The 21,995-nt window shown below is 70.8% G+C and carries 21 protein-coding genes, 1 other RNA gene and 2 pseudogenes; 14 read left to right on the forward strand and 10 right to left on the reverse strand.

The features are described from left to right. Positions 1-221: 221 nt before the first annotated feature. The 3 genes from chsH3 to IE153_RS08975 are packed head-to-tail and all read left to right on the forward strand — an operon-like array spanning position 222 to position 3,141. Positions 222-1,079 (forward strand): enoyl-CoA hydratase ChsH3, encoded by an 858-nt coding sequence (chsH3, locus tag IE153_RS08965; protein ID WP_030837166.1) that lies wholly within the window; start codon positions 222-224, stop codon positions 1,077-1,079. A 32-nt stretch (positions 1,080-1,111) separates the two neighbouring features. Next, the gene (locus IE153_RS08970) at positions 1,112-2,188 is read left to right on the forward strand and encodes a Zn-dependent alcohol dehydrogenase (RefSeq protein ID WP_189589181.1); all 1,077 of its coding nucleotides are present in this window, start codon (positions 1,112-1,114) and stop codon (positions 2,186-2,188) included. Positions 2,189-2,199: 11 nt separating this feature from the next. Continuing rightward, positions 2,200-3,141, forward strand: coding sequence for a 3-oxoacyl-ACP reductase (locus tag IE153_RS08975; protein WP_189589182.1), 942 nt, complete (start codon positions 2,200-2,202; stop codon positions 3,139-3,141). A gap of 76 nt (positions 3,142-3,217) precedes the next feature. On the opposite strand, the gene IE153_RS08980 is transcribed toward IE153_RS08975, so the two are convergent. Beyond that, entirely contained in the window at positions 3,218-3,385 is a 168-nt protein-coding gene (locus tag IE153_RS08980; RefSeq protein WP_189589183.1) for a hypothetical protein, read from the reverse strand. 97 nt (positions 3,386-3,482) lie between these two features. Then, entirely contained in the window at positions 3,483-4,694 is a 1,212-nt protein-coding gene (locus IE153_RS08985; protein WP_189589184.1) for a hypothetical protein, read from the reverse strand. 200 nt (positions 4,695-4,894) lie between these two features. On the opposite strand from IE153_RS08985, the gene IE153_RS08990 reads away from it, so the two are divergent. From IE153_RS08990 to IE153_RS09000, 3 genes are read left to right on the forward strand one after another with little or no spacing between them, the layout of a single operon-like run. Next, positions 4,895-5,749, forward strand: a complete 855-nt coding sequence (locus tag IE153_RS08990) for a Nif3-like dinuclear metal center hexameric protein (RefSeq protein WP_189589185.1) — start codon at positions 4,895-4,897, stop codon at positions 5,747-5,749. Beyond that, positions 5,746-6,489, forward strand: a complete 744-nt coding sequence (locus tag IE153_RS08995) for a zinc ribbon domain-containing protein (RefSeq protein WP_189589282.1) — start codon at positions 5,746-5,748, stop codon at positions 6,487-6,489. The genes IE153_RS08990 and IE153_RS08995 overlap by 4 nt, the downstream gene beginning before the upstream one ends. Positions 6,490-6,509: 20 nt before the next feature. Next, on the forward strand, positions 6,510-8,084 hold the full coding sequence (locus IE153_RS09000; protein WP_189589186.1) for a bifunctional RNase H/acid phosphatase: 1,575 nt from the start codon (positions 6,510-6,512) through the stop codon (positions 8,082-8,084). Here IE153_RS09000 and IE153_RS09005 read toward each other — a convergent pair. The 4 genes from IE153_RS09005 to IE153_RS09020 form a co-directional block, all read right to left on the reverse strand. After that, a complete protein-coding gene (locus tag IE153_RS09005) occupies positions 8,059-8,709 on the reverse strand; it encodes a bifunctional 4-hydroxy-2-oxoglutarate aldolase/2-dehydro-3-deoxy-phosphogluconate aldolase (protein ID WP_189589187.1) in 651 nt (216 codons plus the stop codon). The genes IE153_RS09000 and IE153_RS09005 overlap by 26 nt on opposite strands. Positions 8,710-8,794: 85 nt before the next feature. Beyond that, positions 8,795-9,577, reverse strand: a complete 783-nt coding sequence (gene yaaA, locus IE153_RS09010; protein WP_189589188.1) for a peroxide stress protein YaaA — start codon at positions 9,575-9,577, stop codon at positions 8,795-8,797. A gap of 53 nt (positions 9,578-9,630) precedes the next feature. Further along, positions 9,631-10,209 (reverse strand): hypothetical protein, encoded by a 579-nt coding sequence (locus tag IE153_RS09015; RefSeq protein WP_189589189.1) that lies wholly within the window; start codon positions 10,207-10,209, stop codon positions 9,631-9,633. Next, the gene (locus IE153_RS09020) at positions 10,206-10,961 is read right to left on the reverse strand and encodes a MerR family transcriptional regulator (RefSeq protein WP_189589190.1); all 756 of its coding nucleotides are present in this window, start codon (positions 10,959-10,961) and stop codon (positions 10,206-10,208) included. The genes IE153_RS09015 and IE153_RS09020 overlap by 4 nt, the downstream gene beginning before the upstream one ends. Before the next feature lie 173 nt (positions 10,962-11,134). Here IE153_RS09020 and IE153_RS09025 point away from each other — a divergent pair, with 173 nt between their 5' ends. From IE153_RS09025 to IE153_RS09050, 5 genes and pseudogenes are all read left to right on the forward strand, one after another. Next, entirely contained in the window at positions 11,135-11,704 is a 570-nt protein-coding gene (locus tag IE153_RS09025; protein WP_189589283.1) for a Uma2 family endonuclease, read from the forward strand. Between the two features lie 29 nt (positions 11,705-11,733). Next, positions 11,734-12,555 (forward strand): AraC family ligand binding domain-containing protein, encoded by an 822-nt coding sequence (locus IE153_RS09030; protein ID WP_438817905.1) that lies wholly within the window; start codon positions 11,734-11,736, stop codon positions 12,553-12,555. Positions 12,556-12,637: 82 nt separating this feature from the next. Continuing rightward, a pseudogene (locus IE153_RS42715) lies at positions 12,638-13,357 on the forward strand (DMT family transporter); the annotation flags it as partial. 121 nt (positions 13,358-13,478) lie between these two features. Beyond that, an RNA gene (rnpB, locus tag IE153_RS09045) (RNase P RNA component class A) lies at positions 13,479-13,896 on the forward strand. Positions 13,897-14,199: 303 nt separating this feature from the next. Continuing rightward, on the forward strand, positions 14,200-14,376 hold the full coding sequence (locus IE153_RS09050) for a hypothetical protein (protein WP_166663384.1): 177 nt from the start codon (positions 14,200-14,202) through the stop codon (positions 14,374-14,376). A gap of 474 nt (positions 14,377-14,850) precedes the next feature. Here the strand turns inward: IE153_RS09050 and IE153_RS09055 are convergent, their stop codons facing one another. Together IE153_RS09055 and IE153_RS09060 are read right to left on the reverse strand one after the other, a co-directional pair. Continuing rightward, entirely contained in the window at positions 14,851-15,102 is a 252-nt protein-coding gene (locus tag IE153_RS09055; RefSeq protein WP_189589192.1) for a hypothetical protein, read from the reverse strand. Further along, positions 15,099-15,848 (reverse strand): TnsA-like heteromeric transposase endonuclease subunit, encoded by a 750-nt coding sequence (locus tag IE153_RS09060; RefSeq protein WP_189589193.1) that lies wholly within the window; start codon positions 15,846-15,848, stop codon positions 15,099-15,101. The genes IE153_RS09055 and IE153_RS09060 overlap by 4 nt, the downstream gene beginning before the upstream one ends. 189 nt (positions 15,849-16,037) lie before the next feature. Between IE153_RS09060 and IE153_RS09065 the strand changes: the two genes are divergently transcribed. Continuing rightward, the gene (locus IE153_RS09065) at positions 16,038-16,667 is read left to right on the forward strand and encodes a class I SAM-dependent methyltransferase (RefSeq protein WP_189589194.1); all 630 of its coding nucleotides are present in this window, start codon (positions 16,038-16,040) and stop codon (positions 16,665-16,667) included. Positions 16,668-16,856: 189 nt separating this feature from the next. Here IE153_RS09065 and IE153_RS09070 read toward each other — a convergent pair whose 3' ends face one another. Further along, positions 16,857-18,002: a C40 family peptidase gene (locus tag IE153_RS09070; RefSeq protein WP_189589195.1), complete on the reverse strand. Its 1,146-nt coding sequence runs from the start codon at positions 18,000-18,002 to the stop codon at positions 16,857-16,859. Between the two features lie 578 nt (positions 18,003-18,580). Between IE153_RS09070 and IE153_RS09075 the strand changes: the two are divergent. Beyond that, positions 18,581-19,327 (forward strand): annotated as a pseudogene (locus IE153_RS09075) (DNA-methyltransferase). Here the strand turns inward: IE153_RS09075 and IE153_RS09080 are convergent. After that, positions 19,249-20,364, reverse strand: a complete 1,116-nt coding sequence (locus IE153_RS09080) for a DUF5655 domain-containing protein (protein ID WP_229828926.1) — start codon at positions 20,362-20,364, stop codon at positions 19,249-19,251. The pseudogene IE153_RS09075 and the gene IE153_RS09080 overlap by 79 nt on opposite strands. Before the next feature lie 392 nt (positions 20,365-20,756). Between IE153_RS09080 and IE153_RS09085 the strand changes: the two genes are divergently transcribed. Then, entirely contained in the window at positions 20,757-21,956 is a 1,200-nt protein-coding gene (locus IE153_RS09085; protein WP_189589196.1) for a serine/threonine-protein kinase, read from the forward strand. Positions 21,957-21,995: the final 39 nt, after the last annotated feature.

The following is a 21,995-nucleotide window of genomic DNA, read 5'->3' on the forward strand; positions in this document are numbered from 1 at the left end:
ACGGACTCCGGCAGGACAAATGTCATCGCCACGCCGATCCGGCCCGGCTGGATCTGACACAGTGTCAGGAGTCTTCACAAGTGCCGGGGCCTCGGCTATACAGAGGGCGCGGGACTGGAACGCGTTTCAGTTCGCGTCCCGGTCCGGCACCAGACGGCCTCGGTGCGGCCGACGGTGCGGACGGCCGTACCGAGGTCCTTCCTCCGGCGATCAGGAGCCCCATGCCCATCGACGCAGCCAAGGCGCTCGCCGCCGGACCCCGGACCGGCGAGATCTCCTGGGACCACAGGGACGTGCAGCTCTACCACCTCGGCATCGGCGCGGGCAGCCCCGCCACCGACCCCGACGAACTGCGCTACACCCTGGAGTCCCGGCTGCACGTCCTGCCGAGCTTCGCCACCGTCGCGGGAGGCGGAAAGCCCGGCGTGACCAGCGGTCTGTCCATGCCCGGCATCGAGGTCGAACTGGCCCGCGTCCTGCACGGCGGCCAGAGCCTCGTCATCCACCGGCCCCTCCCGGCGACGGGCACCGCCACCGCGGCCGGCCGGATCGCCGCCGTGTACGACAAGGGCACCGCGGCCGTCCTCGTGCTGCGCACCGACGTCGCCGACGCCGACGGCCCGCTGTGGACCAACGACGCTCAGATCTTCATCCGCGGCGAGGGCGGCTGGGGCGGCGACCGCGGCCCCTCCACCCGCCTCGAACCGCCCACCGGCGCACCCGACCGGACCGTCGAGCGGCCCGTCCGCGACGACCAGGCCCTGCTCTACCGCCTCTCCGGCGACTGGAACCCGCTGCACGCCGACCCGGAGTTCGCCAAGCTCGCCGGCTTCGAGCGGCCCATCCTGCACGGCCTGTGCACCTACGGCATCACGCTCAAGGCGGTCGTCGACACGCTCCTCGGCGGTGACGTGACCCGGGTGCGGTCCTACGCCACCCGGTTCGCCGGGGTCGTGTACCCGGGGGAGACCCTGCGGATCCGCATGTGGCACACACCGGAGTCCACCCGGGTCGCCGTCAGCGCCGTCGAGCGGTCGGACGCGCCCGTCCTCGCCGACACCGTCGTCGAACACACCTGAGTCCACAACGCCGTACGAGGGGAGCCCGCACCATGCGCGCAGCCGTACTGCACGAGATCGGCCAGGACAAGCTGGAGGTCCTCGACGACGTCGAGGCGGTGGGGTTCGGACCCGGCAAGGTGCGGATCCGGGTGCGCGCCACGGGGCTGTGCCACTCGGACCTGTCCGCGATGGGCGGGGTGCTGCCGCAGCCCGCGCCGTTCGTGCCCGGGCACGAAGGGGCCGGCGAGATCGTCGAGGTCGGCGAGGGCGTGAGCCATCTGAAGGCCGGTGACCGGGTCGTGGTCTGCTGGCTGCCCGCCTGCGGCGCCTGCCCCGCCTGCAAGCGCGGCCAGACCCAGCTGTGCCTGGCCGGGTTCATGAACGCGGGCACCCCCAACTTCAAGCGCCCCGGCGGGGACGTCTTCGGCTTCGCCGGCACCGGCACCTTCACCGAGGAGGTCGTCGTCGACGCCGGCTGCGCGGTGCCCATACCCGACGACGTGCCCTTCGACATCGCCGCCCTCATCGGCTGCGGAGTGACGACCGGCCTCGGCGCCGCGCTCAACACGGCCGATGTGGAGGCCGGTTCGTCGGTGGCCGTCATCGGCTGCGGGGGCGTCGGCATCTCCGCGATCCAGGGGGCCCGGCTGAAGGGCGCCGCGGAGATCGTCGCCGTCGATCCGGTGGCCTCGCGTCGCGAGTCGGCGCTGAAATTCGGCGCGTCGCGGGCCGTCTCCCCGGAGGAACTGCCCGATGCCAAGCAGCAGGTGACCGGCGGAGAGGGCTTCGACTACGTCTTCGAGGTCGTCGGCAGGTCCGTCACCGCCCGCACCGCCTACGAGAACACCCGGCGCGGCGGCACCCTCGTCATCGTCGGCGCGGGCGCCATGGACGACTTCCTCCAGCTCAACATGTTCGAGCTGTTCTTCGACGAGAAGCGGATCCTGCCGTCGATGTACGGCGGCGGTGACGTGCTGACCTCCTACGAACGCACCGTCGCCCTGTGGCGGGCGGGCCGTATCGACCTCGCGGGCCTGATCACCCACCGGGTGCCGCTCACGGACATCAACGAGGCCCTGGACCAGATGCGCACCGGGACCGCCCTGCGTACCTGCATAGAGATCTGAGGGCTCCGCCGATGTCACTGCCACTTCAAGGGCTGTCCGCCGTCGTCACGGGCGCGGGCCGCGGGCTCGGCCGGGCCGAGGCGCTGGAACTCGCCCGGCTCGGCGCCGCCGTGGTCGTCAACGACTACGGGCAGCCCGGCCGCGACGGTTCGGGCGAGGCGTCCGCGGGGCCCGCCGAGGAGGTCGCCGCCGAGATCCGGGCCTCGGGCGGTACCGCGCTCGCGCACACCGGCGACGTCTCCGACTTCGCACAGGCACGCACGCTCGTCGAGTCGGCCGTCGACGCGTTCGGCAGGCTCGACATCCTCGTCAACAACGCGGGCATCCTGCGCGACCGCATGGTGTTCTCCATGGCCGAGGAGGAGTGGGACTCCGTCCTGCGCGTGCACCTGAAGGGACACTTCAACACCATCCGGTTCGCCGCCGCGCACTGGCGGGAGCGGTCCAAGCGGGCCGGGGAGCCGGTGTTCGGGCGGATCGTGAACACCTCCTCGGAGGCGTTCCTCGCCGGTTCCGCCGGGCAGCCCAACTACGCCGCCGCCAAGGGCGGGATCGTCGGCCTCACCACGTCCACCGCCCTCGCCCTCGGCAGATACGGCGTCACGGCCAACGCCATCTGCCCCCGCGCCCGCACCCGGATGACCGAGGACGTCTTCGCGGGCGTCACGCAGCCCTCCGGCAGCGGTCTCGACCCGCTCGCCCCCGAGCACGTCGCCCCGCTCGTCGGCTATCTCGCCTCACCCGCGGCCGCCCACGTCAACGGGCAGCTCCTCGTGGTGCACGGCGGGATGGTCGCCGTCGTCGAACGGCCGCGTCTCGCCGCGAAGTTCGACAGCAAGCAGGACGCCTTCACCTACGACGAGCTGGAGGCCGTCCTCGGGCCGTACTACGCGGACCGGCCGGCCGGGGAGACGTTCGCGGCGGCGGAGGTGCTGGGCCTGAAACGCGGGTGAGGATACCGAAAGCACGGAACGGCCCTCCCCGCTTGTGGCGGGAAGGGCCGTTCGCCGTCTGGTGACCGGCGTGCCGTCAGGCCGCAGTCACGGCCTGCTCGGTCTCCGCCGCCGGCTTGCGGTGACGTCCGCGCGGAGCCGTCTCGCCGTCCCGCGTGGAGACCTCTCCACGGTGCCGGCCGGGGCCGGTGGAGGACTGCTGGACGTCGGCATTGCGCGGCTGGTTCGTGCTGGCGTCACTCATCGGATGGAATTCACCCCGTCAACATGATCTTTTTTACAGCCGGGTGAGTCTAACCGGCCCCCCTGACCTCGGATCCAGGCAGCCACGCCAACCGGCACTAGTTCGTTACAAGGCGTCCCAACGGCGCTTCCTGAAGGGGCACAGGGCGTGGAGCGGAGGGCGCCGGAGGCTCGGTGTGCCGAGCCGATGGTTCCGCGGGCTGTACGGAGTGTTCCGCGACCGGGGCCACCGGCTCGGGCTCCGGAAGCGGCGCCGTCGCAGCCCCGGGCTCCGGTTCGGCGGCCGGCGGCGGACTCACCTGCGCCACCCCGCACGGCACGGCCTCCGTCGCGTACGGCAGCCGCAGCACCCCCTCCGGCGTCCACAGGCCCGCGCCCGCCAACCACCCCTCGGGAGCCCGGAAATGGTGCACCCGCCGCTCGGCGGGCCGCCAGACGGCGACCCAGCTGCCCGTCGGCCCGTCCACCCGCAGCGCCACCGCACAGCTCTCCGGCGTCAGCACCTGCCCCGGCTGGATCGCGAACGGCGTGACGGAGCAGTCCCGCACCCGCAGGCACTCCGGGAAGCGCACCGGCAGCGAGCTGCCCAGGACACCCCAGCCCAGCCGGTCCTGCCCCGGCGAGGGCGCGTCCGAGCGGACGATCAGCAGCCCGCTGTCGTGGTCGGCGAGCAGCAGCCGGTCGTCGCTCTCGGCGGCGATCTGCAGCAGCGGCGACACCTCGCCGCCACCCTCCAGGTCCACCACGACGGACTTGGTGTGACCGCCGGTCTCCCGGTCCAGCGCCAGCAGCCGTCCCGACCGGTCCAGCCAGACCCCGCCCGAGCAGCGGCCGGGCAGTTCCGCCAGCCGCTCGGGCCCGAAGGCGCCGCCCGCCACCAGCCACACCGACGTCGCACGCGGCCCGACGGCCAGGGCGTAGGCCCGCTCCCCGCCCGGGGCGGGCGGCAGCAGCCGCAGCCGGGCGGCCTCGTCCGGGCACTCGACCGCGCCCAGCGGCAGTTCGCCGGTGCCGGGCCCGGTCGGATAGAGCAGCGAGAAGGCGTGCCGCCCGGCCACCACCCGGTGGATGAGGACCCGCCCGTCGGCCATCGGCTGCACCTCGGTGCCGGGCTCCTCCGGCTGGTTGCGGGGCAGCGGCACCGCGTACGGCTCGGGGCCGTCCAGGGTCCAGCGCTCCGGGAACCAGGAGTCGCCGGCCGACGCGAGGCGGGCGCCGTAGGCACCGTCCGCGGTGAGCGTGCAGCCTGTCGGCGCGATCACGTCCTCGTCCTCGTGTCCCGCCGAAGGTTCGATCACACAGGCCGTCATCGTTCGGTCACCTCCAGTGACGAACGCTAGGTACCGCACGCGCGAACGGGGAATTCCTCGGGCACAGGCTTCACACATAAGGGTGTTCCAGGAACGATTCGCCTGAGGAAAAGGGGGCGATTGTGCTGAGCGGGGCCATGGGGGCCGGGAGCGGGCGGTGGCGGTGCAACGCCACAGATCAGGCGGGTAGCCTTGCTCCCGTGCCCCGTCTGTCTGAAGTCATCGCCGCCCTGGAGACCCTGTGGCCCGCCGAGCGGGCCGAGTCCTGGGACGCGGTCGGCACCGTCGCGGGCGACCCGGACCAGCAGGTCACGCGGGTCCTGTTCGCCGTCGACCCGGTCCAGGAGATCGTCGACGAGGCGGTGAAACTGGGCGCCGACCTGCTCGTCACCCACCACCCGCTCTACCTGCGCGGCACGACGACCGTCGCGGCGACGCACTTCAAGGGCCGCGTCGTGCACACCCTCATCAAGAACGACATCGCGCTGCACGTCGCCCACACCAACGCCGACACCGCCGACCCGGGTGTCTCCGACGCCCTCGCGGGCGCGCTGGACCTGCGGGTCACCGGGCCGCTCGTGCCGGACCCCACCGATCCCGCGGGCCGCCGGGGCCTCGGCCGCCTCTGCGCGCTGGACCACCCGGTGACCGTCCGCGAGCTCGCCGCCCGCGCCGCCGAGCGGCTGCCCGCCACCGCGCAGGGCATCCGCGTCGCCGGCGACCCCGAGGCGCTCGTGCGCACGGTCGCCGTCAGCGGCGGTTCCGGCGACGGCCTCTTCGACCAGGTCCGCGCGGCCGGGGTCGACGCCTTCCTCACCGCGGACCTGCGCCACCACCCCGTCTCGGAAGCCCGCGCCCACAGTCCCCTCGCGCTGCTCGACGCCGCGCACTGGGCCACCGAGTGGCCCTGGTGCGAGCTGGCCGCGAGCCAGCTCGACGAGATCTCCGACCGGCACGGATGGGACCTGCGCGTCCACGTCTCGAAGACGGTCACCGACCCCTGGACCGCGCACGCGGCCTCGCCCCCTTCTGATCCCCTTGGAGCCCCGAACTGAACGCCGCGCCCGCCGACCAGATCCGACTCCTCGACGTCCAGGACCTCGACGTCCGCCTCCAGCAGCTCGCGCACAAGCGCAAGTCGCTGCCCGAGCACGCCGAGATCGAGTCGCTGACCAAGGACCACACCCAGCTGCGCGACCTGCTCGTGGCCGCGCAGACCGAGGAGAGCGACACCGCCCGCGACCAGACCAAGGCCGAGCAGGACGTGGACCAGGTGCGCCAGCGCGCCACCCGCGACCAGCAGCGCCTCGACTCGGGCGCCGTCACCTCCCCCAAGGACCTGGAGAACCTCCAGCGCGAGATCGCCTCCCTCGCCAAGCGGCAGGGCGATCTGGAGGACGTGGTGCTGGAGGTCATGGAGCGCCGGGAGTCCGCGCAGGAGCGGGTCGCCGAGCTGACCGAGCGCGTCACCTCCGTCCAGTCGAAGATCGACGACGCGACCGCGCGCCGCGACGCCGCCGTCGAGCAGATCGACGGCGAGGTCGCCACGGTCACCAAGGAGCGCGAGGTCGTCGCCGCCTCCATTCCGGCCGATCTGCTGAAGCTCTACGACAAGCTGCGCGGCCAGCAGGGCGGCGTCGGCGCGGCGAAGCTGTACGCGCGCAGCTGCCAGGGCTGCCGGCAGGAGCTCGCCATCACCGAGCTGGCCGAGATCCGCAAGGCCGCGCCCGACACGGTGGTCCGCTGCGAGAACTGCCGTCGCATCCTGGTGCGCACGTCCGAGTCCGGTCTCTAGGCCTTCAAGGAGCCCTTCCGGTGCGGGAGTTCATCGTCGAGGCCGACGGCGGCTCGCGGGGCAACCCCGGGCCCGCCGGCTACGGGGCCGTGGTCAGCGACGCGGCGACGGGGGAGACCCTGCGGGAGACCGCCGAGTACATCGGCGTCGCCACGAACAACGTCGCCGAGTACCGCGGCCTCCTCGCCGGCCTGCGCGCCGCCCACGCGCTGGACCCGGCGGCGACGGTCCACGTCCGGATGGACTCCAAGCTCGTCATCGAGCAGATGTCGGGCCGCTGGAAGATCAAGCACCCCGACATGAAGCCCCTGGCCGCGCAGGCGGCTCGGATCTTCCCACCCGGCCGGGTCACGTACGAGTGGATCCCGAGGGCCGAGAACAAGCACGCCGACCGGCTGGCCAACGAGGCGATGGACGCGGGGGCCAGGGGCGAGCAGTGGTCGGAGACGGAGTCCATGGCGGAACTGGACACGGCGGGTGGGGGTGCCGCCGGGGGTGCCGCCGGGGGTGCTGGGGCCTCCGGAGGGGCTGGTGGCTCCGGGAGTGCCGGTGCCCCCGGGAGTGCCGTGGGTGCTGTCCCGCAGGAGCCGCCCGGCGACGCGGCGGCGGGTGCGGCGCGAGTGCGCGGAGCTCTGGCGGAAGGCCGCGCGGCGGCCGCGACGGCCGGCTCGGGCCCGGATGCCGCGCGGGCCTCGACGGAATCCGCCCGGGGCGTCCCGGCCACGGAGGCTTCCGGCTCGGCGACGGATGACGCCGATGCGCGTGCCGCGAGGGCCGTCGAGGGTGCGCGTACCGCGCAGGCGGACGCCGATGGCGACACCCGTGCCGCGAAGGCCGATACCGATGCTCGTGCCGATACCGTTGCCGTGAACGCCGATGCCGAGACCCGCGCCGCTCAAGCCGTGAAGGCCGGCGCCGACACCCGTGCCGCCACAACCGTCGCCGCTCCCGGCTGGGCCCCCGCCGACATGGGCGCGCCCGCCACCTTCGTGCTGCTGCGGCACGGCGAGACGCCGTTGACGCCCCAGAAGCGGTTCTCCGGCAGTGGTGGCACCGACCCGTCCCTGTCCGACGTGGGGCGGGACCAGGCCGAGCGGGCCGCCGCGATGCTGGCCCGGCGGGGCACCATCCAGGCCGTCGTGTCGTCGCCGCTGGCCCGTACGCGGGAGACCGCCGGGATCGTCGCCGCCCGGCTCGGACTCGATGTGGGCATCGACGACGGACTGCGCGAGACCGACTTCGGCGCCTGGGAGGGACTCACCTTCGCCGAGGTGCGCGAGCGCCACCCCGAGGACCTGAACGCCTGGCTGGCCTCACCGGACGCCGAACCCACCGGCGGCGGCGAGAGCTTCGCGGCGACGGCCACCCGGCTCGCCGCGACCCGCGACAGGCTGGTGGCGGCCCACGCCGGCCGCACCGTCCTGCTGGTCACGCACGTGACCCCGATCAAGACGCTGGTCCGGCTCGCCCTGGGCGCCCCGCCGGAGTCCCTGTTCCGCATGGAACTGTCGGCCGCGTCCCTGTCGGTCGTCGCGTACTACGCGGACGGCAACGCCAGCGTGCGCCTCCTCAACGACACGTCCCACCTGCGCTGAGCCCCGCCGCCGCACGGGCCAGCTCCTCGACGCGCCCCCAGTCGCGGGCGGCGAGGGCGTCCTGCGGCAGCATCCAGCTCCCGCCGACGCAGCCGACGTTGGGCAGGGCGAGATAGTCCGGGGCGGAGGACGGGCCGATCCCGCCCGTGGGGCAGAAACGGGCCTGGGGGAGCGGCCCCGACAGCGACTTCAGATACGCCGTGCCGCCCGCGGCCTGCGCCGGGAAGAACTTCATCTCCCGCACCCCGCGCTCCAGCAGCGCCACGACCTCGGACGCCGTCGACACCCCCGGCAGGAACGGCACCCCGGAGGCCCGCATCGCGTCCAGCAGCACGTCCGTCCAGCCCGGACTGACCAGGAAGCGGGAGCCCGCGGCCACCGCCTCCGCGACCTGCGCGGGACGGATCACCGTCCCGGCCCCGACCACCGCCCCGGGCACCTCCCGGGCGATCTCCCGGATCGCCTCCAGGGCCGCGGGCGTCCGCAACGTCACCTCGATCGCGGGCAGCCCGCCCGCGACCAGCGCCCGCGCGAGCGGTACGGCGTCGCCGGCATCCTCGATGACGACGACGGGGACGACGGGCGCGAGGTCCAGCACGGAGGCGGGCAGGGCAGGGGAGACCATGGCGTCATCCTGCCGTCGGCATGCAGGGTGCGCAAAGGTCGTTGCGTATCCTGCAACGATCGCTAGTGAACCTCGTTCATGATCGTTAGTGAACCTCGTCCACCAGCACGTCCAGCGACCAGCTCTGCCCCGACTTCGCCGGAGCCTGCGCCTCCACGACGTACCCGAGATCCTTGAGCGCCTCCACCAGCTCGGCCGGCCCCTTCGGCTCGGCCCCCGAGGCCAGCAGGCTCCGCACGATCCGCCCCTTGGTCGCCTTGTTGAAGTGGCTGACCACCTTCCGGGTCGGCGCGTGCAGCACCCGCACGGACGCCGTACGCCCGGCGACCTCGCCCTTCGGCTTCCATGCGGCGGCATACGCGGCGGACCGCACATCCAGCACCAGCCCACTCCCGGCCACCTCGGGCAGCACCGACGCCATCGGCGTACGCCAGTGCGCGCCCAGCGCCCCGAGCCCCGGCAGCTTCACGCCCATCGAGCACCGGTAGGACGGAATCCGGTCCGTCACCCGCACCGCACCCCACAGCCCGGAGAACACGAGCAGCGACCGCGCGGCCCTCCGCTTGGCGGCCGTATCCAGGCTCGCCAGACCGAGGGAGTCGTACAGCACGCCGGTGTAGATCTCCCCGGCCGGCCGCGCCCCCGCCGTGCGCAGCTCCGCGTTCTTCGCGACCTCGCCCCGCAGCCCCTCGCTCAGCCCCAGCACCTCACGCGCCTTGTCCTCGTCGCCGGCGCACAGCTCGACCAACTCGGTGAGAACGGCCTCCCGGGCAGCGGTCAGCCCCGGCAGCGACAGCGACTCCGGCTTCAGCGGGGCACCGCGGCCGGAGGAGGCCTTGCCTTCGGACGGCGGCAGCAGGACAAGCACGGGTACTCCTTCGATCGAACTCCGCCGACAGCGTACGGGGGCGGACGAGGAGCTCAGACGCGCGCCCGGCCGAGGGCGCGGACGAGGCCGTCGGGGTCGTCGGCGTGGAAGCGGACGACCCGCACCTCCCGGCTCCGCCCGAGGAAGCCGACGTGCGTGACGGGTTCCGTCAGTTCGAGCGTGACGCTGGTCTGCGAGCCCACCTCCACATCCAGCTCCCCGTCGGCCCGCTCGTGCGTCATCCGCAGCTCACGCCGCACGGCACCGACCCGCTCCAGCGGCACCAGCAGATCGACATGGACGTACCGCCGGATCCGCAGGGTCCCGCGGTCCGCATCCAGCACATGCGGCCGCACGACGGACGAGGCGTGCAGCGCGACGACGAACACGACCGTGTACACGTCCAGGAAGAGGAACGCCGCGTGCACGGCGGGCCAGTCGCGCAGCAGCACGGACAGCGCGACCGTCTCGACGACACACACGAAAGCGAACCCGGCCATCATCGCGCCCTGCCCCCGCGCGTACCCGAAGGCCACTCCGCTGCCCGTTCCGTGCCTACGCCGCGCCACCCACAGGGCCAGACTCGCGAGCAACCGCACCTCGTGCCGGACCAGCAGCCACCCGACCCTCATCGCCGCTCCTCGGCGAGGATCCGCAGCGTGCGGCGGACGGCCTCCGCCTGGGCCGGGGCGAGATCGTCGTAGAAGGCGCGCAGGAAACCGTCGTCCGGGTCGAGCTCCCCGGCCTCCGGGAACAGCCCCGGCGGAATGCAGCCGGCCAGCGTCACGGCGGCCTCCTCGACGCGCGGGTCATCGGGCTCGGCGCCGACGAGCGCGTCGAGCAGCGCGTACGCCTCTCCGGCCCGCGCCATGGCCCCCGGGCTCCCCAGCGCCTCACCCACCGACGCCACCATCCGCTCCCGGTCCCCGGCCGGCATGGCGGTCTCCAGGAAGGCGATGATCTCGCGGTCCTTCACGGCCATGGGCGAGTCCGACAGATGCGAGGTCCCGGCGAACAACGCGGCCAGCTCGGGCGACACCGGCCCCTCGGCGGGCATCCCGCCCTCCGCGTCCAGCAGGGTCCGCAACCGCGACCGCCGCTCCCGCAGGGCCGCCTCCTGACGCGCCAGATCCTCGTCCAGCTCGGTCAGCACCTCGACGAGGTCCTTCCCCGCATCGTCCGCGAGCACGTCCCGCACCTCGGCGAGTCCCAGCCCCAGCTCGGTCAGCCGCCGGATCCGCGCCAGCACGACGGCATGCCGCAACCCGTACTCCCGATACCCGTTGGCCCGCCGCTCGGGCTCGGGCAACAGCCCCAGATGGTGGTAGTGCCGCACGGCCCGCGTGGTGACGCCGACGACGGCGGCGAGTTCTCCGATCCGCATACGACCAGTGAAGACGTTGACGCTGCGGCAAGGTCAAGCGAGCCGTTCGGCCTTCTGACGAGGACCGTGCTCGTGTGCCACGATCGAGGGAAGGGATCCCGATCTCACGGACAGGTGATCAGCCGATGTCCCAATCTGGCGGGCGACAGAAGGAGGGGCGTGACATGACTGCCATGGCCCACGAGCCGCTCTCGCAGGCAGACGTCCTGCTGGAGGGCTTCCTCGCCCTGGACACGCCAGAGGGCTTCCGGGCCGAGCTGATCGAGGGGGAGATCGTTGTGACGCCGCCGCCGGACGGGGATCACGAGGACTACATCGGTCTGATCGTGAACCAGGTGATCAGACGCTCCCGGACCGACATGCAGTTCTCAGGCAACAAGGGGTTGAAGCTGCGCAGCGGAGGCGGCTGCCCGAAGAACCACTTGGTCCCCGACGGCACGTTCGCTCCCATGGAACTGCGCCTGTACCGGGGGGCCGACTCCTGGATGCCCTGCGACGGCGTCGCCATGGTCATGGAGGTGACCTCCACCAAGCCGCAGGCCGACCGCGAGGCCAAACGCCGCTGCTATGCACGCGCGGGCATCCCGCTCTACCTGCTCGTCGACCGCGACACGGCGCAGGTCACGGTGTTCAGCGAGCCGAAGGACGACGACTACCGCGAGCACTGCGCCCGCCCCTTCGGCAAGCCCATCGCTCTTCCGGAACCGTTCGCCTTCGACCTGGACACGGCCGACCTCGTCTGATCCCCTGTGGGCGGGGGTGCGACATGGGGATGCGCGAACGGACCAGCTGGACAAGGGCACGCCTGGGCCGTGCCGGCCCGCCCCTCGACCTCCTCACCGCCCACTTCGACAGCCACGTCTACGCGCCCCACGCGCACGACGAGTTCACCATCGGCGTCACGGTCGGCGGCTCGGAGGTCATCGCGTACCGGGGTGGTCACATCCACTCCTACCCCGGCTCGATCGTCGTCCTGGAGCCCGGCGAGATGCACACCGGCGGCCCGGCCGCCTGCGACGGCTACGCCTACCAGGCCCTCTACGCCGAACCGGCCCTCCTCACCGACGGCACCCTCGGCGGCCTGACGCACTTCCGCGACCCCGTCCTCCACGACCCGGAACTGGCGACAGCCCTGCGCGCCGCCCACACCGACATCAGCGCCTGCCCCGACCCGCTGGAGGCCGAGTCCCGGCTGCCCTGGCTGCTCACGGCACTGGCCCGCCGCCACTCCACGTCCCGGGCGGCGAGCGACACGGTGCCCGGTGCCGACCACATCGCCAGGTCCGTACGCGACCGCCTGGCGGACGAACTGCTGGACCCGCCGTCCCTGGCCGCCCTCGCCACCGACCTGGGCCTGTCCCGCTACCAGCTGCTGCGGGCCTTCCGCACGACGATGGGCGTACCGCCGTACGCCTGGCTGGCCCAGCACCGGGTGGCCAGGGCCCGCGGCCTCCTGGAGGCCGGACTGCGCCCCGCCGAGGTCGCCGGTCTCGTCGGCTTCGCCGACCAGGCGCACCTCACCCGCTGGTTCCGCCGGGTGCTGGGGGTGACCCCGGCGGCGTACCGCAACAGCGTTCAAGACACCAGGGGGTGACAAGGCCGAGACTCGTCGCATGACTGCACGCGGCTGGTTCCTGTTCTCCCTCATGGGAGTGATCTGGGGTGTCCCCTACCTGATGATCAAGGTGGCGGTGGACGAACTGTCCCCGTCCATGGTGGTGTTCGCACGCTGCGCCCTCGGCGCCGCGCTCCTGCTTCCCTTCGCCCTGCGCCAGGGCGGCTTCGGCCGTACCGTCCGCACACACTGGAAGCCGATGCTGGCCTTCGCCGTCATCGAGATCATCGGCCCCTGGTGGACCCTGACCGACGCCGAACGCCATCTGTCCAGCTCGACCGCGGGCCTCCTCATCGCGGGAGTCCCGATCGTCGCCCTGCTCCTGGCCCGCTTCTTCGGCGCGGGGGAGCGGGTGGGCGCCCGCCGCATCGCGGGCCTGGCCCTCGGCCTCGCGGGCGTCACCGTCCTGACCCTGCCGCACCTCACCGGAGGCGACACCCTGTCGATGGCCGAGGTGCTGGTGACGGTCGTGGGCTATGCCACGGCCCCGCTGATAGCGGCCCGCTACCTCAAGGACGTCCCGACCCTCCAGCTGATCACCCCGTGCCTGACGCTGGCCGCTGTGGTCTACGCCCCCGCGGCATTCCTCACCCGCCCCGCCACGATGCCGTCGGGCGAGGTCCTGGCAGCGCTCGCCGGCCTGGGAGTGGTCTGCACGGCGATCGCGTTCGTGGCCTTCCTGGAGCTGATCAAGGAGGTCGGCCCGACCCGGGCCGGCGTGATCACGTACGTCAACCCGGCGGTGGCCGTCGCCGCGGGCGCGCTGTTCCTGGACGAGAAGCTGACGCTCGGCATCGGAGTGGCCTTCACCCTGATCCTGGCGGGCTCGGTACTGGCCACGGTGGCCGCGGCGCCGAAGCGGGACGTGCGCCGGGTACGGGTACCATGGTCGACACGGCAGACGAGCCGGGCGGACGGCCGCGTGGAGTCCCCCTGACGGGGAGCTTCCCGAGGAACGTCCGGGCTCCACAGGGCAGGGTGGTGGCTAACGGCCACCCGGGGTGACCCGCGGGACAGTGCCACAGAAAGCAGACCGCCGGGGACCGTATCCGTACGGCCCTCGGTAAGGGTGAAACGGTGGTGTAAGAGACCACCAGTGCCCAGGGTGACCTGGGCAGCTAGGTAAACCCCACCCGGAGCAAGGTCAAGAGGAGCCGCCGTAAAAAGCGGCTCTGCGCGGACGATCGAGGGCTGCCCGCCCGAGTCCGCGGGTAGACCGCACGAGGCCGGTGGCAACACCGGCCCTAGATGGATGGCCGTCGCCCCGGCTCCCGCGAGGGAACCGGGGAACAGAACCCGGCGTACAGCCCGACTCGTCTGCCGCTACCGGCGGCTTTGCTTGCGAAAGGGCCTCTGACCTGCGTCGGAGGCCCTTTCTGATCTTTCGGAGGCTTGCCGCTTTACGCGGCGGAAAGTCCCTCGGAAGTCCCTCAGACAGGGCTGAAAGTCCCTGAAAAGTCCCTGGCACAGAGGCGCGGGGGACGCCTCTGACCTGGGCCAGATCATAGTTCCGTCGATCTTGGTGTGGGTCCGTTGCAGTATGGGACCGAAGGTGGTGGTTGCAGGCTCCCAGTTCCGGGTGAACGCCAGCCGCGTCTTGCCGTGCCCAGTAGCCTCGGGCCCATGACCGAAGAGACGATCATCGCGCTGAAGAACTACGACTGGCTCGTTCGGAACAAGGGCTTGGACGAGGTTGAGTTGCACTGGGACAGCGACTCGCTCATCTCGGGCGAAGGCGGCTACGAGATCTCGCTGTTGACCGATCCTGGGTTCACGCCGGCGACGCGGCAGGGATCCTGAAAAGCGATTCCGTTCGGCGTGATCTTGCGATGAGCTGGCTTGACGGTCACGCTTGATTGCTTCTGGCCAGTACGTTCAACGGCTTGTCCACCAGGCTGCCCCGGCTCCCGTGGCTGTGGTGACAGTTGTGACGAGCCACGTGGGTATCCGTCGTATGACCAAGTGCATTCCGCCGCAGCGGAGTTCGAACTGCGGCGGCGTGCTGGTCGTACTGCTCACCGGCGTCATGCATTCAGTGGAGCGCGAAGGGACGGCGGACAGTTGATCGTTTTCTCGGAGGTGTTGCGAGCTTCCTGTCATGTGCGTAGCAAAACACCCTGCCGGACGGCGCATTGATCTTGGTGGATAACTCGGGGGTTGTGGATAACCCGTCCTGAACACCTTCCGCTTGCCGCGTGGGGCCCAGTGCGACGGCGACACCTCGTTCTTCGGTCCTGAGGACCGACTGTCGGGTATGCATGTGAAACGTCGGCTTCAGCGGCGACTACGGCGAATCTTGGCCATCAAGCGTTCGGCCTTCTCGCGGGACCTTTCGACGCCGCCCCGCCCGCCTGACCTGTTCGTCGACCGGTACCGCGTCAATGGTGGACGCCACCGGGCTGCCACAGCCAGCACCTCATCGTTGCCGACCGTCGTCTGCAGACCCTCGATGACCACGACCTCGACGACGTCACCGCCGAAGAAGAGTCGAGCCCCCGGGAACAAGGTCATCGCGTAGGTGCTCATGCCGCCACCCGGATTCGGCTCGCACGGTTGAGCGGTGCACGCAGGTCGGTGACGAGCTGGCCGGACCAGACCAGGTGCAGGACGACCGGACGGACGATCTCGCACGGCTGTCCGGCCAGCGCGGCCTCGACGCCGCCGATCGTCGGCTGGTCTACCGCGGCGTCCAGCACGCGCGCAATGAGCGAGGTCTCCACCAGGTCGCGGCGCCGGTAGCCGGCCAGGAAGCGCACGTTCTCCACGACTGCAGGCTCGGCCCCCGACCAGGTCTCATAGACCCAGCCGCGACGCGAACACATCTGGCGTGTCCAGTCGAACTGTGCGATCACCTTGGGATCCTTCATGCGTGAGGGGGCTTTGACGTCCACGACGGTCACTAGACCGTCGGCGTGGACAAGGAACAGATCGGGAACATGGCGGCGGACGCGCGTTCCGTCCGAGCCGACCAGTTGGAAGGGCTGGGCCGCGATCTGCGCGACGTCACCGGCGAAGTCGGCGATCAGGATGCGGGCGAGCTCCAACCGGCTCTCGTAGGCCACCATTCGGCCCGTCGTCGAGGCGTGGTACCAGCCCGAATAGTGCTTCCGGCCCTGGTACCAACGGAACTCGCGTACGGGCAGTCCGCCGGCGACCTCGTCCACCGGAACCCGGTCGAACGGGGCCTCGATCAGCCGTCCGTCGCCCCGTCGATACGTGGCCCGGACCGTCCGGATATCTGTCGCGTCCTCGTCGCCCGCACCAGTCCCCATGGTCGCCCCTTCGTGTCCGATGTCTTCGACACCAGGACACTGGCCGCCACCAGTGTTAGCCCGAGCGGAAAGGCGGACAAACTAAACGAAAGACTGGACCGCGGACTGCCAGCGTGACGCTGGTGCCGAGGCGGGGGCGGCACGGGGCCGGAGAAGCTGCAAAGGTGCGCGGATGTTAGCTTCCTTCCCATGGTGGAGCACCAGGAACAAACCAGGGTGGCCTACGACGGAGTCGTCGAGCTGTATGCGTCGATGTTTGCCAATCGGCTGGAGACGCAGCCGTTCGCGCGGAACATGATCGGCACCTTCGCCGAGCTGGTGCGCGGGACGGGAATTTCGCGGGCGGCCGACGTCGGGTGCGGACCCGGACATCTGACGGCCATGCTGCACGACTTGGGGCTGGACGCCTTCGGACTCGACCTCTCCCCGGCTATGGTCGAACACGCCCGGCGGGCCCATCCGGCGCTGCGGTTCGACGAGGCGCGGATGGAGGCTCTGCCGGTCGAGGACGGCGCGCTCGGCGGCGTACTGGCCCACTACTCAATGATCCATACCCCGCCTGGGGAACTGCCCGCGCTGCTTGCCGAGCAGGTACGTGTCCTGGCGCCTGGGGGCCTGCTCTTGGTCTCCTTCTTCGCGACCCACGGACCGGAGCCGGTCCGCTTCGACCACAAGGTGACGCCTGCCTATAGCTGGCCGGTGGACCGGTTCGCCGAATTGCTGGCCGGGGCTGGGCTCGTCACGGTCGCGCGGCTGATCCACGACCCGGCCTCCGAGCGGGGCTTCCTCGATGCCCACTTGCTGGCCCGCCGCCCCTAGAGCGGGGTAACGCCAGCTCATCTGCCAGCGCATCGCGGGCGTCGCCTTGATCCGCATCTGGCCCCTAGACCCGGTCATATGGTCACGGGCCAGGCCGTAGTAGAGACTCAGCTGGACGAGTCGGACGACAAGTTGATGACAAATCACTTGGACAACGACATCTCTATTCGGAACCTACAGAAGCGCCGGTCAGACGACTCGGCAGGCCGCGAGAATCTGCGGCTTCCAGGACGCGACGGTCGCGAGGCGGACCACGTCGCCGGTGTGCGGGGCGTTCACGATCAACCCCTGGCCGATGACCATCCCGACGTGTTCCGGGACTTCGGCGGTCCCCTCGGTGAAGACGAGGTCACCGGGCTGGAGAGCGTCGACCGAAACCGGCTTGCCCTCCTTGACCTGCGTGTACGTCGTCCGCGAAAGGGCGACCCCGGCGGCCTTGTACGCCTGCTGCATCAGGGAGGAGCAGTCGCAGCGGCCCATGGGGTCGCTCCCGTGGGAGTCCGTGCAGCTCCCGCCCCACTGGTACGGGGTGCCGAGTTGACCGAGCGCCCAGCGGATCGCCGTCTGGACCTTGGGGGGAGCGTCAGCCGGAATCTTGTATCCGGCCGGCACCGCGCCGGGCGGGATGGTTCCGAAGTCGGTGCCGTCCCCGTCGGCCGTACAGCTGCCCGCGGCACTCGGCGGAGCACTGGCCGTGCTGTCCGAGCCGGAGGGCGAGGGGCTCGGCGACGTGCCGCCGGCCTTCGACAACAGCGGCTCGATCGCCTGCTGCAAGGCGGTGGCCAGAGGCTCCCACTTCGCGTAAGCCTCGGGGGAGCCGGACTTCTGCACCGCCTGGGCGGCCTGGGTGACGGACAGGGACTGCCAGCCCGAGACCTTCTCCAGTGCCTCGTAGAACATCGTCGAGGCGTGCACCGGGTCGAGGATCTCGTTCGCGGTGCCCCACCCCTGCGACGGTCGTTGCTGGAACAGGCCCAGTGAATCGCGGTCGCCGTAGGTCAGGTTCCGCAAGCCGCTTTCCTGCAGGGCGGTCGCCAGGGCCACGATCTGGCCCCGGGCCGGGATGTTCATCGCGACGCCGGTCGCCTGGATGGTCTTGGCGTTGGCGATCTGCTCCGCCGGTTCTTCCAGACCCGGCACGGAGACCGTGCCCTTGCCGCCGCCGTCCAGGATCGCCTTCACCTGAGCGGCAACGGCCGAGGTGTCCACAGCCTGTGGACCGCCGGTCGAGCAGGAGGCCGCAGCGGTTCCGGCCCCGACCACGAGGATCGGAACGGCCAGCAGAAGCGGACCGGAGGCGAAGAGACCGACGACCGCTCCGGTGGTCTTCTTCATCGCCGCCGCCGTTCGCCGGGGCGGACAGCCCGGCCGGGCAACGGTGTTGGGTCAGGACGTGGGCGTACCAGGGCGTGCTGCATCGCAGCGGCTCCTCGTGGTTCGTAGGAGACGCGGTGCCGACTTCTCGTGCAAAGCCGTCGGCACCGCGCCGATGTGAATCCGCCTCTCAGGGCGGGCCAGGGTCAGGGGAGTTGGTAGCTCCCGGACGCCGGGTTCAGGCCAAGCGCGGCAGCCAGCCGCGCTCGTAATCTCAGGTGGTGCACCGGGTCTCCTCACGGCTACGGCAGCGGGGGTCAACGTGCCTTCCAGCCCGTGTCCTTGGACGCGGCAACACGGGTCAGCACAGGTCAGCGATGGTGGAGCTGGGCTCCGCCTCGGTGACGTGGCGAGACAGTAGACCGGGATTCCGGCCGCACGAAACGACCACCGAGCCCGGGCCCGAAGCACGGCACAGGCTCGTTAGGTGCGGCCGGAAAGCGCGGCTACCCTCCGGCGCATCACCGCTCCGAACGGCCGCTGTTGACCGCCGTCCGGAGCTGGCCCAGTCCCGTCGCGTCTTGAAAGAGGCCCCGCGCATGAGCTACACGCTGCACCGAGGCGACGCCCTCACCGTGCTGAAGACCCTCCCGGACGAGAGCGTCAACGCCGTCATCACCGACCCCCCGTACAACTCCGGCGGACGCACCAGCTCGGACCGCACCGGCCGCACCGCTCGCGCCAAGTACGTCACGGCCGGATCGGCGCACGACCTGCAGAACTTCCCCGGCGAGAACCGCGACCAGCGGAGCTATCGAAGCTGGCTGACTGCACTTCTCACCGAGGCGTACCGGGCCGCGACCGAGCACTCCGTCGCCATGGTCTTCTCCGACTGGCGCCAGTAGCCGACCACGTCCGACGCCCTGCAGATGGCGGGCTGGACTTGGAGCGGCACGATCCCGTGGATCAAGCCCGCCAGCCGGCCCCGCAAGGGCGGTTTCAAGCAGTCGGCCGAGTTCATCGTCTGGGGCGTCAAGGGCAGCCTCGAAAAGGACCGGGACCTCTACCTGCCCGGCCACTTCATAGCCTCCCAGCCCCGCAAGGACCGGGTCCACATCACCCAGAAGCCCGTCGAGATCATGCAGCAGCTCGTGCAGATCTGCCCCGAAGGCGGCACCGTCCTGGATCCCTTCACCGGTAGCGGCTCCACAGGCGTCGCAGCCTTGCGCGAGAGCCGGCAGTTTGTGGGAGTCGAGCTGTCCGCGCACTACGCAGAAGTCGCTGAGGCGAGGCTCCGCGCGGAGCTGACCCAGGACGACTTCGTCCTGGCAGGACCGGAGGCATGAGTATGAGAACGACCGGACCGGGGCCAACGGACCGCAGACGGACAAGGGCGGCTGGTGCATCGAGAAACCGATGCACCAGCCGCCCTTCTTCTTGCGGCCGCCTCGAACGCCCGCCGGATCAGCGGTCCAGCCTTTTCCAGGTCGGCTGCCGAGGCGATACGCACTTCCAGGTCGCCGGTCCCGAGGTGGCCGATACCGCGCATGTCACGCGAGAAGCTCTCCTCCAACTCGACCATGTCCGGGTCGACCTTGAGGTAGACCAGGATCGCCTCGTGCTTCGGACGGAAGATAACGGAGGCGACGTTCACCATCCGGCGGTAGGCGATGTAGTGCCGAAGCTGAGCCACCTCGACCTCGCCCCAGGCGGTGAGGGCCTCGTCCACCTCGGCGTACAGGTCCTGCAGACAGCCAGGAACCCCACCCGCGGTGGCAGTTACCTGAGCGGACGTCTTCCCGCCTCCGCCGGCGGCACCAGCCGTGACCTCCAGCCCTCGGCTCTGGCGACGATCCGAGACCGGTCTCATGGATCCAGGCGTGGACTCGATCAGCAGCAGGCTCAACAGCCCACCCTCGAAGACGCGGTAGCGCACCAGGTCGACCCGCTCGCGCAGACGGTGCACTGCGACTCGGTCGTGGTGCGAGAAGCCAGCGGCGATGCAGACCACACGAGGGCTCCGCCAGTCGATCGACTCGGCGGCTTCGGAGCCCAGCTTCTCCTTGACCAGCGCCTCGAACTCGTGACGCGCGGAGTCCAACCACGACAGGTAGGAGACCGCCTGCGACAGGACACCGCTGTCAGCGCCCTTCTTGTACTCGATCAGCGCAGGTGTGCCGTTCTCGTCCAGGCCGAGCGAGTCGATCCGGCCCCGGTGCCAAGGCCCCGTCGGGTACTCCGACGCCAGGAAGCGGATGCCGAGCATGGCCTCCATGCCTGCCTCGACCCGCCGCTGCAGTTCCACCTCCAGCGTCACCGTGGAGCCGCGCAGCTCGACGTCTTGGCCGTCGGCATCCAGCCGGAACAGCTTCAGGTCGGTCACCAATGTCCCCCTCTGCGCGATCTCTACAGGAGAAGCAATGGAAACCGGACCCCTGGCTATTCCGATTGGGCTGTGAGCCTGCTTCGTCTGCCGGGCCTGCTCTCAGGACAGCAACGCGTACATCTGTGGGCCTCGCTGCGGAATCTGGATGAAACCAGGGTGATATTCCCTGAAGCCATCGAGCCACATCTATAGCGGCCTGATTCCAGACATAGAGCCTGGAGGCTGGCCGCGGTCCGATGTGATCACTTTCTCCTGCGGGATGCCGATCAGTAGGCTGTAGCGGTGATTCGTCGGTGTCCATGCCCCTCGTGCTTCGCTTCTTCCACGGCGGAGTGGGGGCATGCGCCGAGCGAGGGTGTGCTTTCGCTGCGGGAGTCAGGGGGTGTGCGGTGAGCGGCGCGTCTATACCGTCGCGTATCGGGCCGTACCTCGTCGAGCGGCGGCTCGGCGCGGGCGGGATGGGGGAGGTATACCTCGCCTACTCGGTCGCGGGTGAACCAGTCGCCGTGAAGGTGATCCGGCCCGACCGCACGGATCCGCACACGCGCGCCCGATTCGAACGCGAGGCGACGATGGCGCGCACGATCTCTGGTACGGGTCGTGTGGCCCGTTTCATTGAGGCAGACCCGTTTGCCGAGCAGCCCTGGCTGGCCATGGACTACGTTCCCGGCCGCCCGCTCTCCGATGTCGTGAAGGACAACGGTCTGCTGTCCGCGCCACTCGTGGCGAGCCTTGGTGCGCTGCTGGCCGAGGGGCTTGCCGCCGTACACGCCGCGGGCCTGGTACACCGCGACCTGAAGGCGCAGAACGTCATTCTCGGAGACTTCGGTCCGGTGATCATCGACTTCGGCCTCGGTGCCTTCGTCGGGGCGTCCAAGGGATCGCTTACGCAGGCCGGCGTGGTCATCGGCACAGTTCGCTGTATGCCGCCTGAGCAGGCCCTGGGTGAGCTGGAGGTGACGCAGGCCGCTGATGTGTACGGCCTGGGCACCGTGCTCCTGTACGCGGCGACTGGGCACTATCCGTACGACGGTGCCCGGTGGGAGGCGGTGGCCGCGCAGGTGGTCAACGCCGAGATCGGCCCGGACCTGTCCGGGCTGCCGGCCGAACTGACCCCCGTCGTGTCGGCCATGTTGGCGCACAAGGCGGAGGACCGCCCCTCCCTGGAGGAGGTGACCCGGCAGTGTGCCGATCTGATGCGTCTGCTGGGTACGAGTCCGGCCCGGGCACGGCGTGCTCTGATCCAAGAGACGACGCCGAAGGACCATCCCACGATGGTGCTGCCTCAGCCTGACATCCCCATGCTGGATCGGCTCGACTCGCTGGAGAGGCTGCTGCGCAGGGAGTCGGCGTCGTCGGCGGAGAACGTCCTGGCCCCGTCCGGCGGTGAATCCGGCCCGGAGGCTTCGGCCGAGAGCGATGTCCGGAGCGACGTCGAAAGCTCGCGTGTGTCCGTGCCGGAGCCCCCCGGCGGACGCCCGGCCGAACCCGCGCCGAAGAAGGGCCGTCCCCCCGCTTCCCGGCGGGTCGCCGACGAGCTGCGCAAGCGCTACGCGATGGGGCCGGCGCTCGCCTGGTCGAAGCGCTGAACCGCTCTTCCTCGCCTTTCGCCGACGGGGCCGGTCCAG

It is taken from the genome of Streptomyces massasporeus, from assembly GCF_014648995.1.
GTDB classification, from domain to species: domain Bacteria; phylum Actinomycetota; class Actinomycetes; order Streptomycetales; family Streptomycetaceae; genus Streptomyces; species Streptomyces massasporeus.

Excerpts from the sequence above, each read along its gene's own strand:
- chsH3 (WP_030837166.1), top strand. The coding sequence starts at position 222 with ATGCCCATCGACGCAGCCAAGGCGCTCGCCGCCGGACCCCGGACCGGC.
- IE153_RS08970 (WP_189589181.1), top strand. The coding sequence starts at position 1,112 with ATGCGCGCAGCCGTACTGCACGAGATCGGCCAGGACAAGCTGGAGGTC.
- IE153_RS08975 (WP_189589182.1), top strand. The coding sequence starts at position 2,200 with ATGTCACTGCCACTTCAAGGGCTGTCCGCCGTCGTCACGGGCGCGGGC.
- IE153_RS08980 (WP_189589183.1), bottom strand. The coding sequence starts at position 3,385 with ATGAGTGACGCCAGCACGAACCAGCCGCGCAATGCCGACGTCCAGCAG.
- IE153_RS08985 (WP_189589184.1), bottom strand. The coding sequence starts at position 4,694 with ATGACGGCCTGTGTGATCGAACCTTCGGCGGGACACGAGGACGAGGAC.
- IE153_RS09005 (WP_189589187.1), bottom strand. The coding sequence starts at position 8,709 with ATGGTCTCCCCTGCCCTGCCCGCCTCCGTGCTGGACCTCGCGCCCGTC.
- IE153_RS09015 (WP_189589189.1), bottom strand. The coding sequence starts at position 10,209 with ATGAGGGTCGGGTGGCTGCTGGTCCGGCACGAGGTGCGGTTGCTCGCG.
- IE153_RS09020 (WP_189589190.1), bottom strand. The coding sequence starts at position 10,961 with ATGCGGATCGGAGAACTCGCCGCCGTCGTCGGCGTCACCACGCGGGCC.
- IE153_RS09025 (WP_189589283.1), top strand. The coding sequence starts at position 11,135 with ATGGCCCACGAGCCGCTCTCGCAGGCAGACGTCCTGCTGGAGGGCTTC.
- IE153_RS09030 (WP_438817905.1), top strand. The coding sequence starts at position 11,734 with ATGCGCGAACGGACCAGCTGGACAAGGGCACGCCTGGGCCGTGCCGGC.
- IE153_RS09050 (WP_166663384.1), top strand. The coding sequence starts at position 14,200 with ATGACCGAAGAGACGATCATCGCGCTGAAGAACTACGACTGGCTCGTT.
- IE153_RS09055 (WP_189589192.1), bottom strand. The coding sequence starts at position 15,102 with ATGAGCACCTACGCGATGACCTTGTTCCCGGGGGCTCGACTCTTCTTC.
- IE153_RS09060 (WP_189589193.1), bottom strand. The coding sequence starts at position 15,848 with ATGGGGACTGGTGCGGGCGACGAGGACGCGACAGATATCCGGACGGTC.
- IE153_RS09065 (WP_189589194.1), top strand. The coding sequence starts at position 16,038 with ATGGTGGAGCACCAGGAACAAACCAGGGTGGCCTACGACGGAGTCGTC.
- IE153_RS09070 (WP_189589195.1), bottom strand. The coding sequence starts at position 18,002 with ATGAAGAAGACCACCGGAGCGGTCGTCGGTCTCTTCGCCTCCGGTCCG.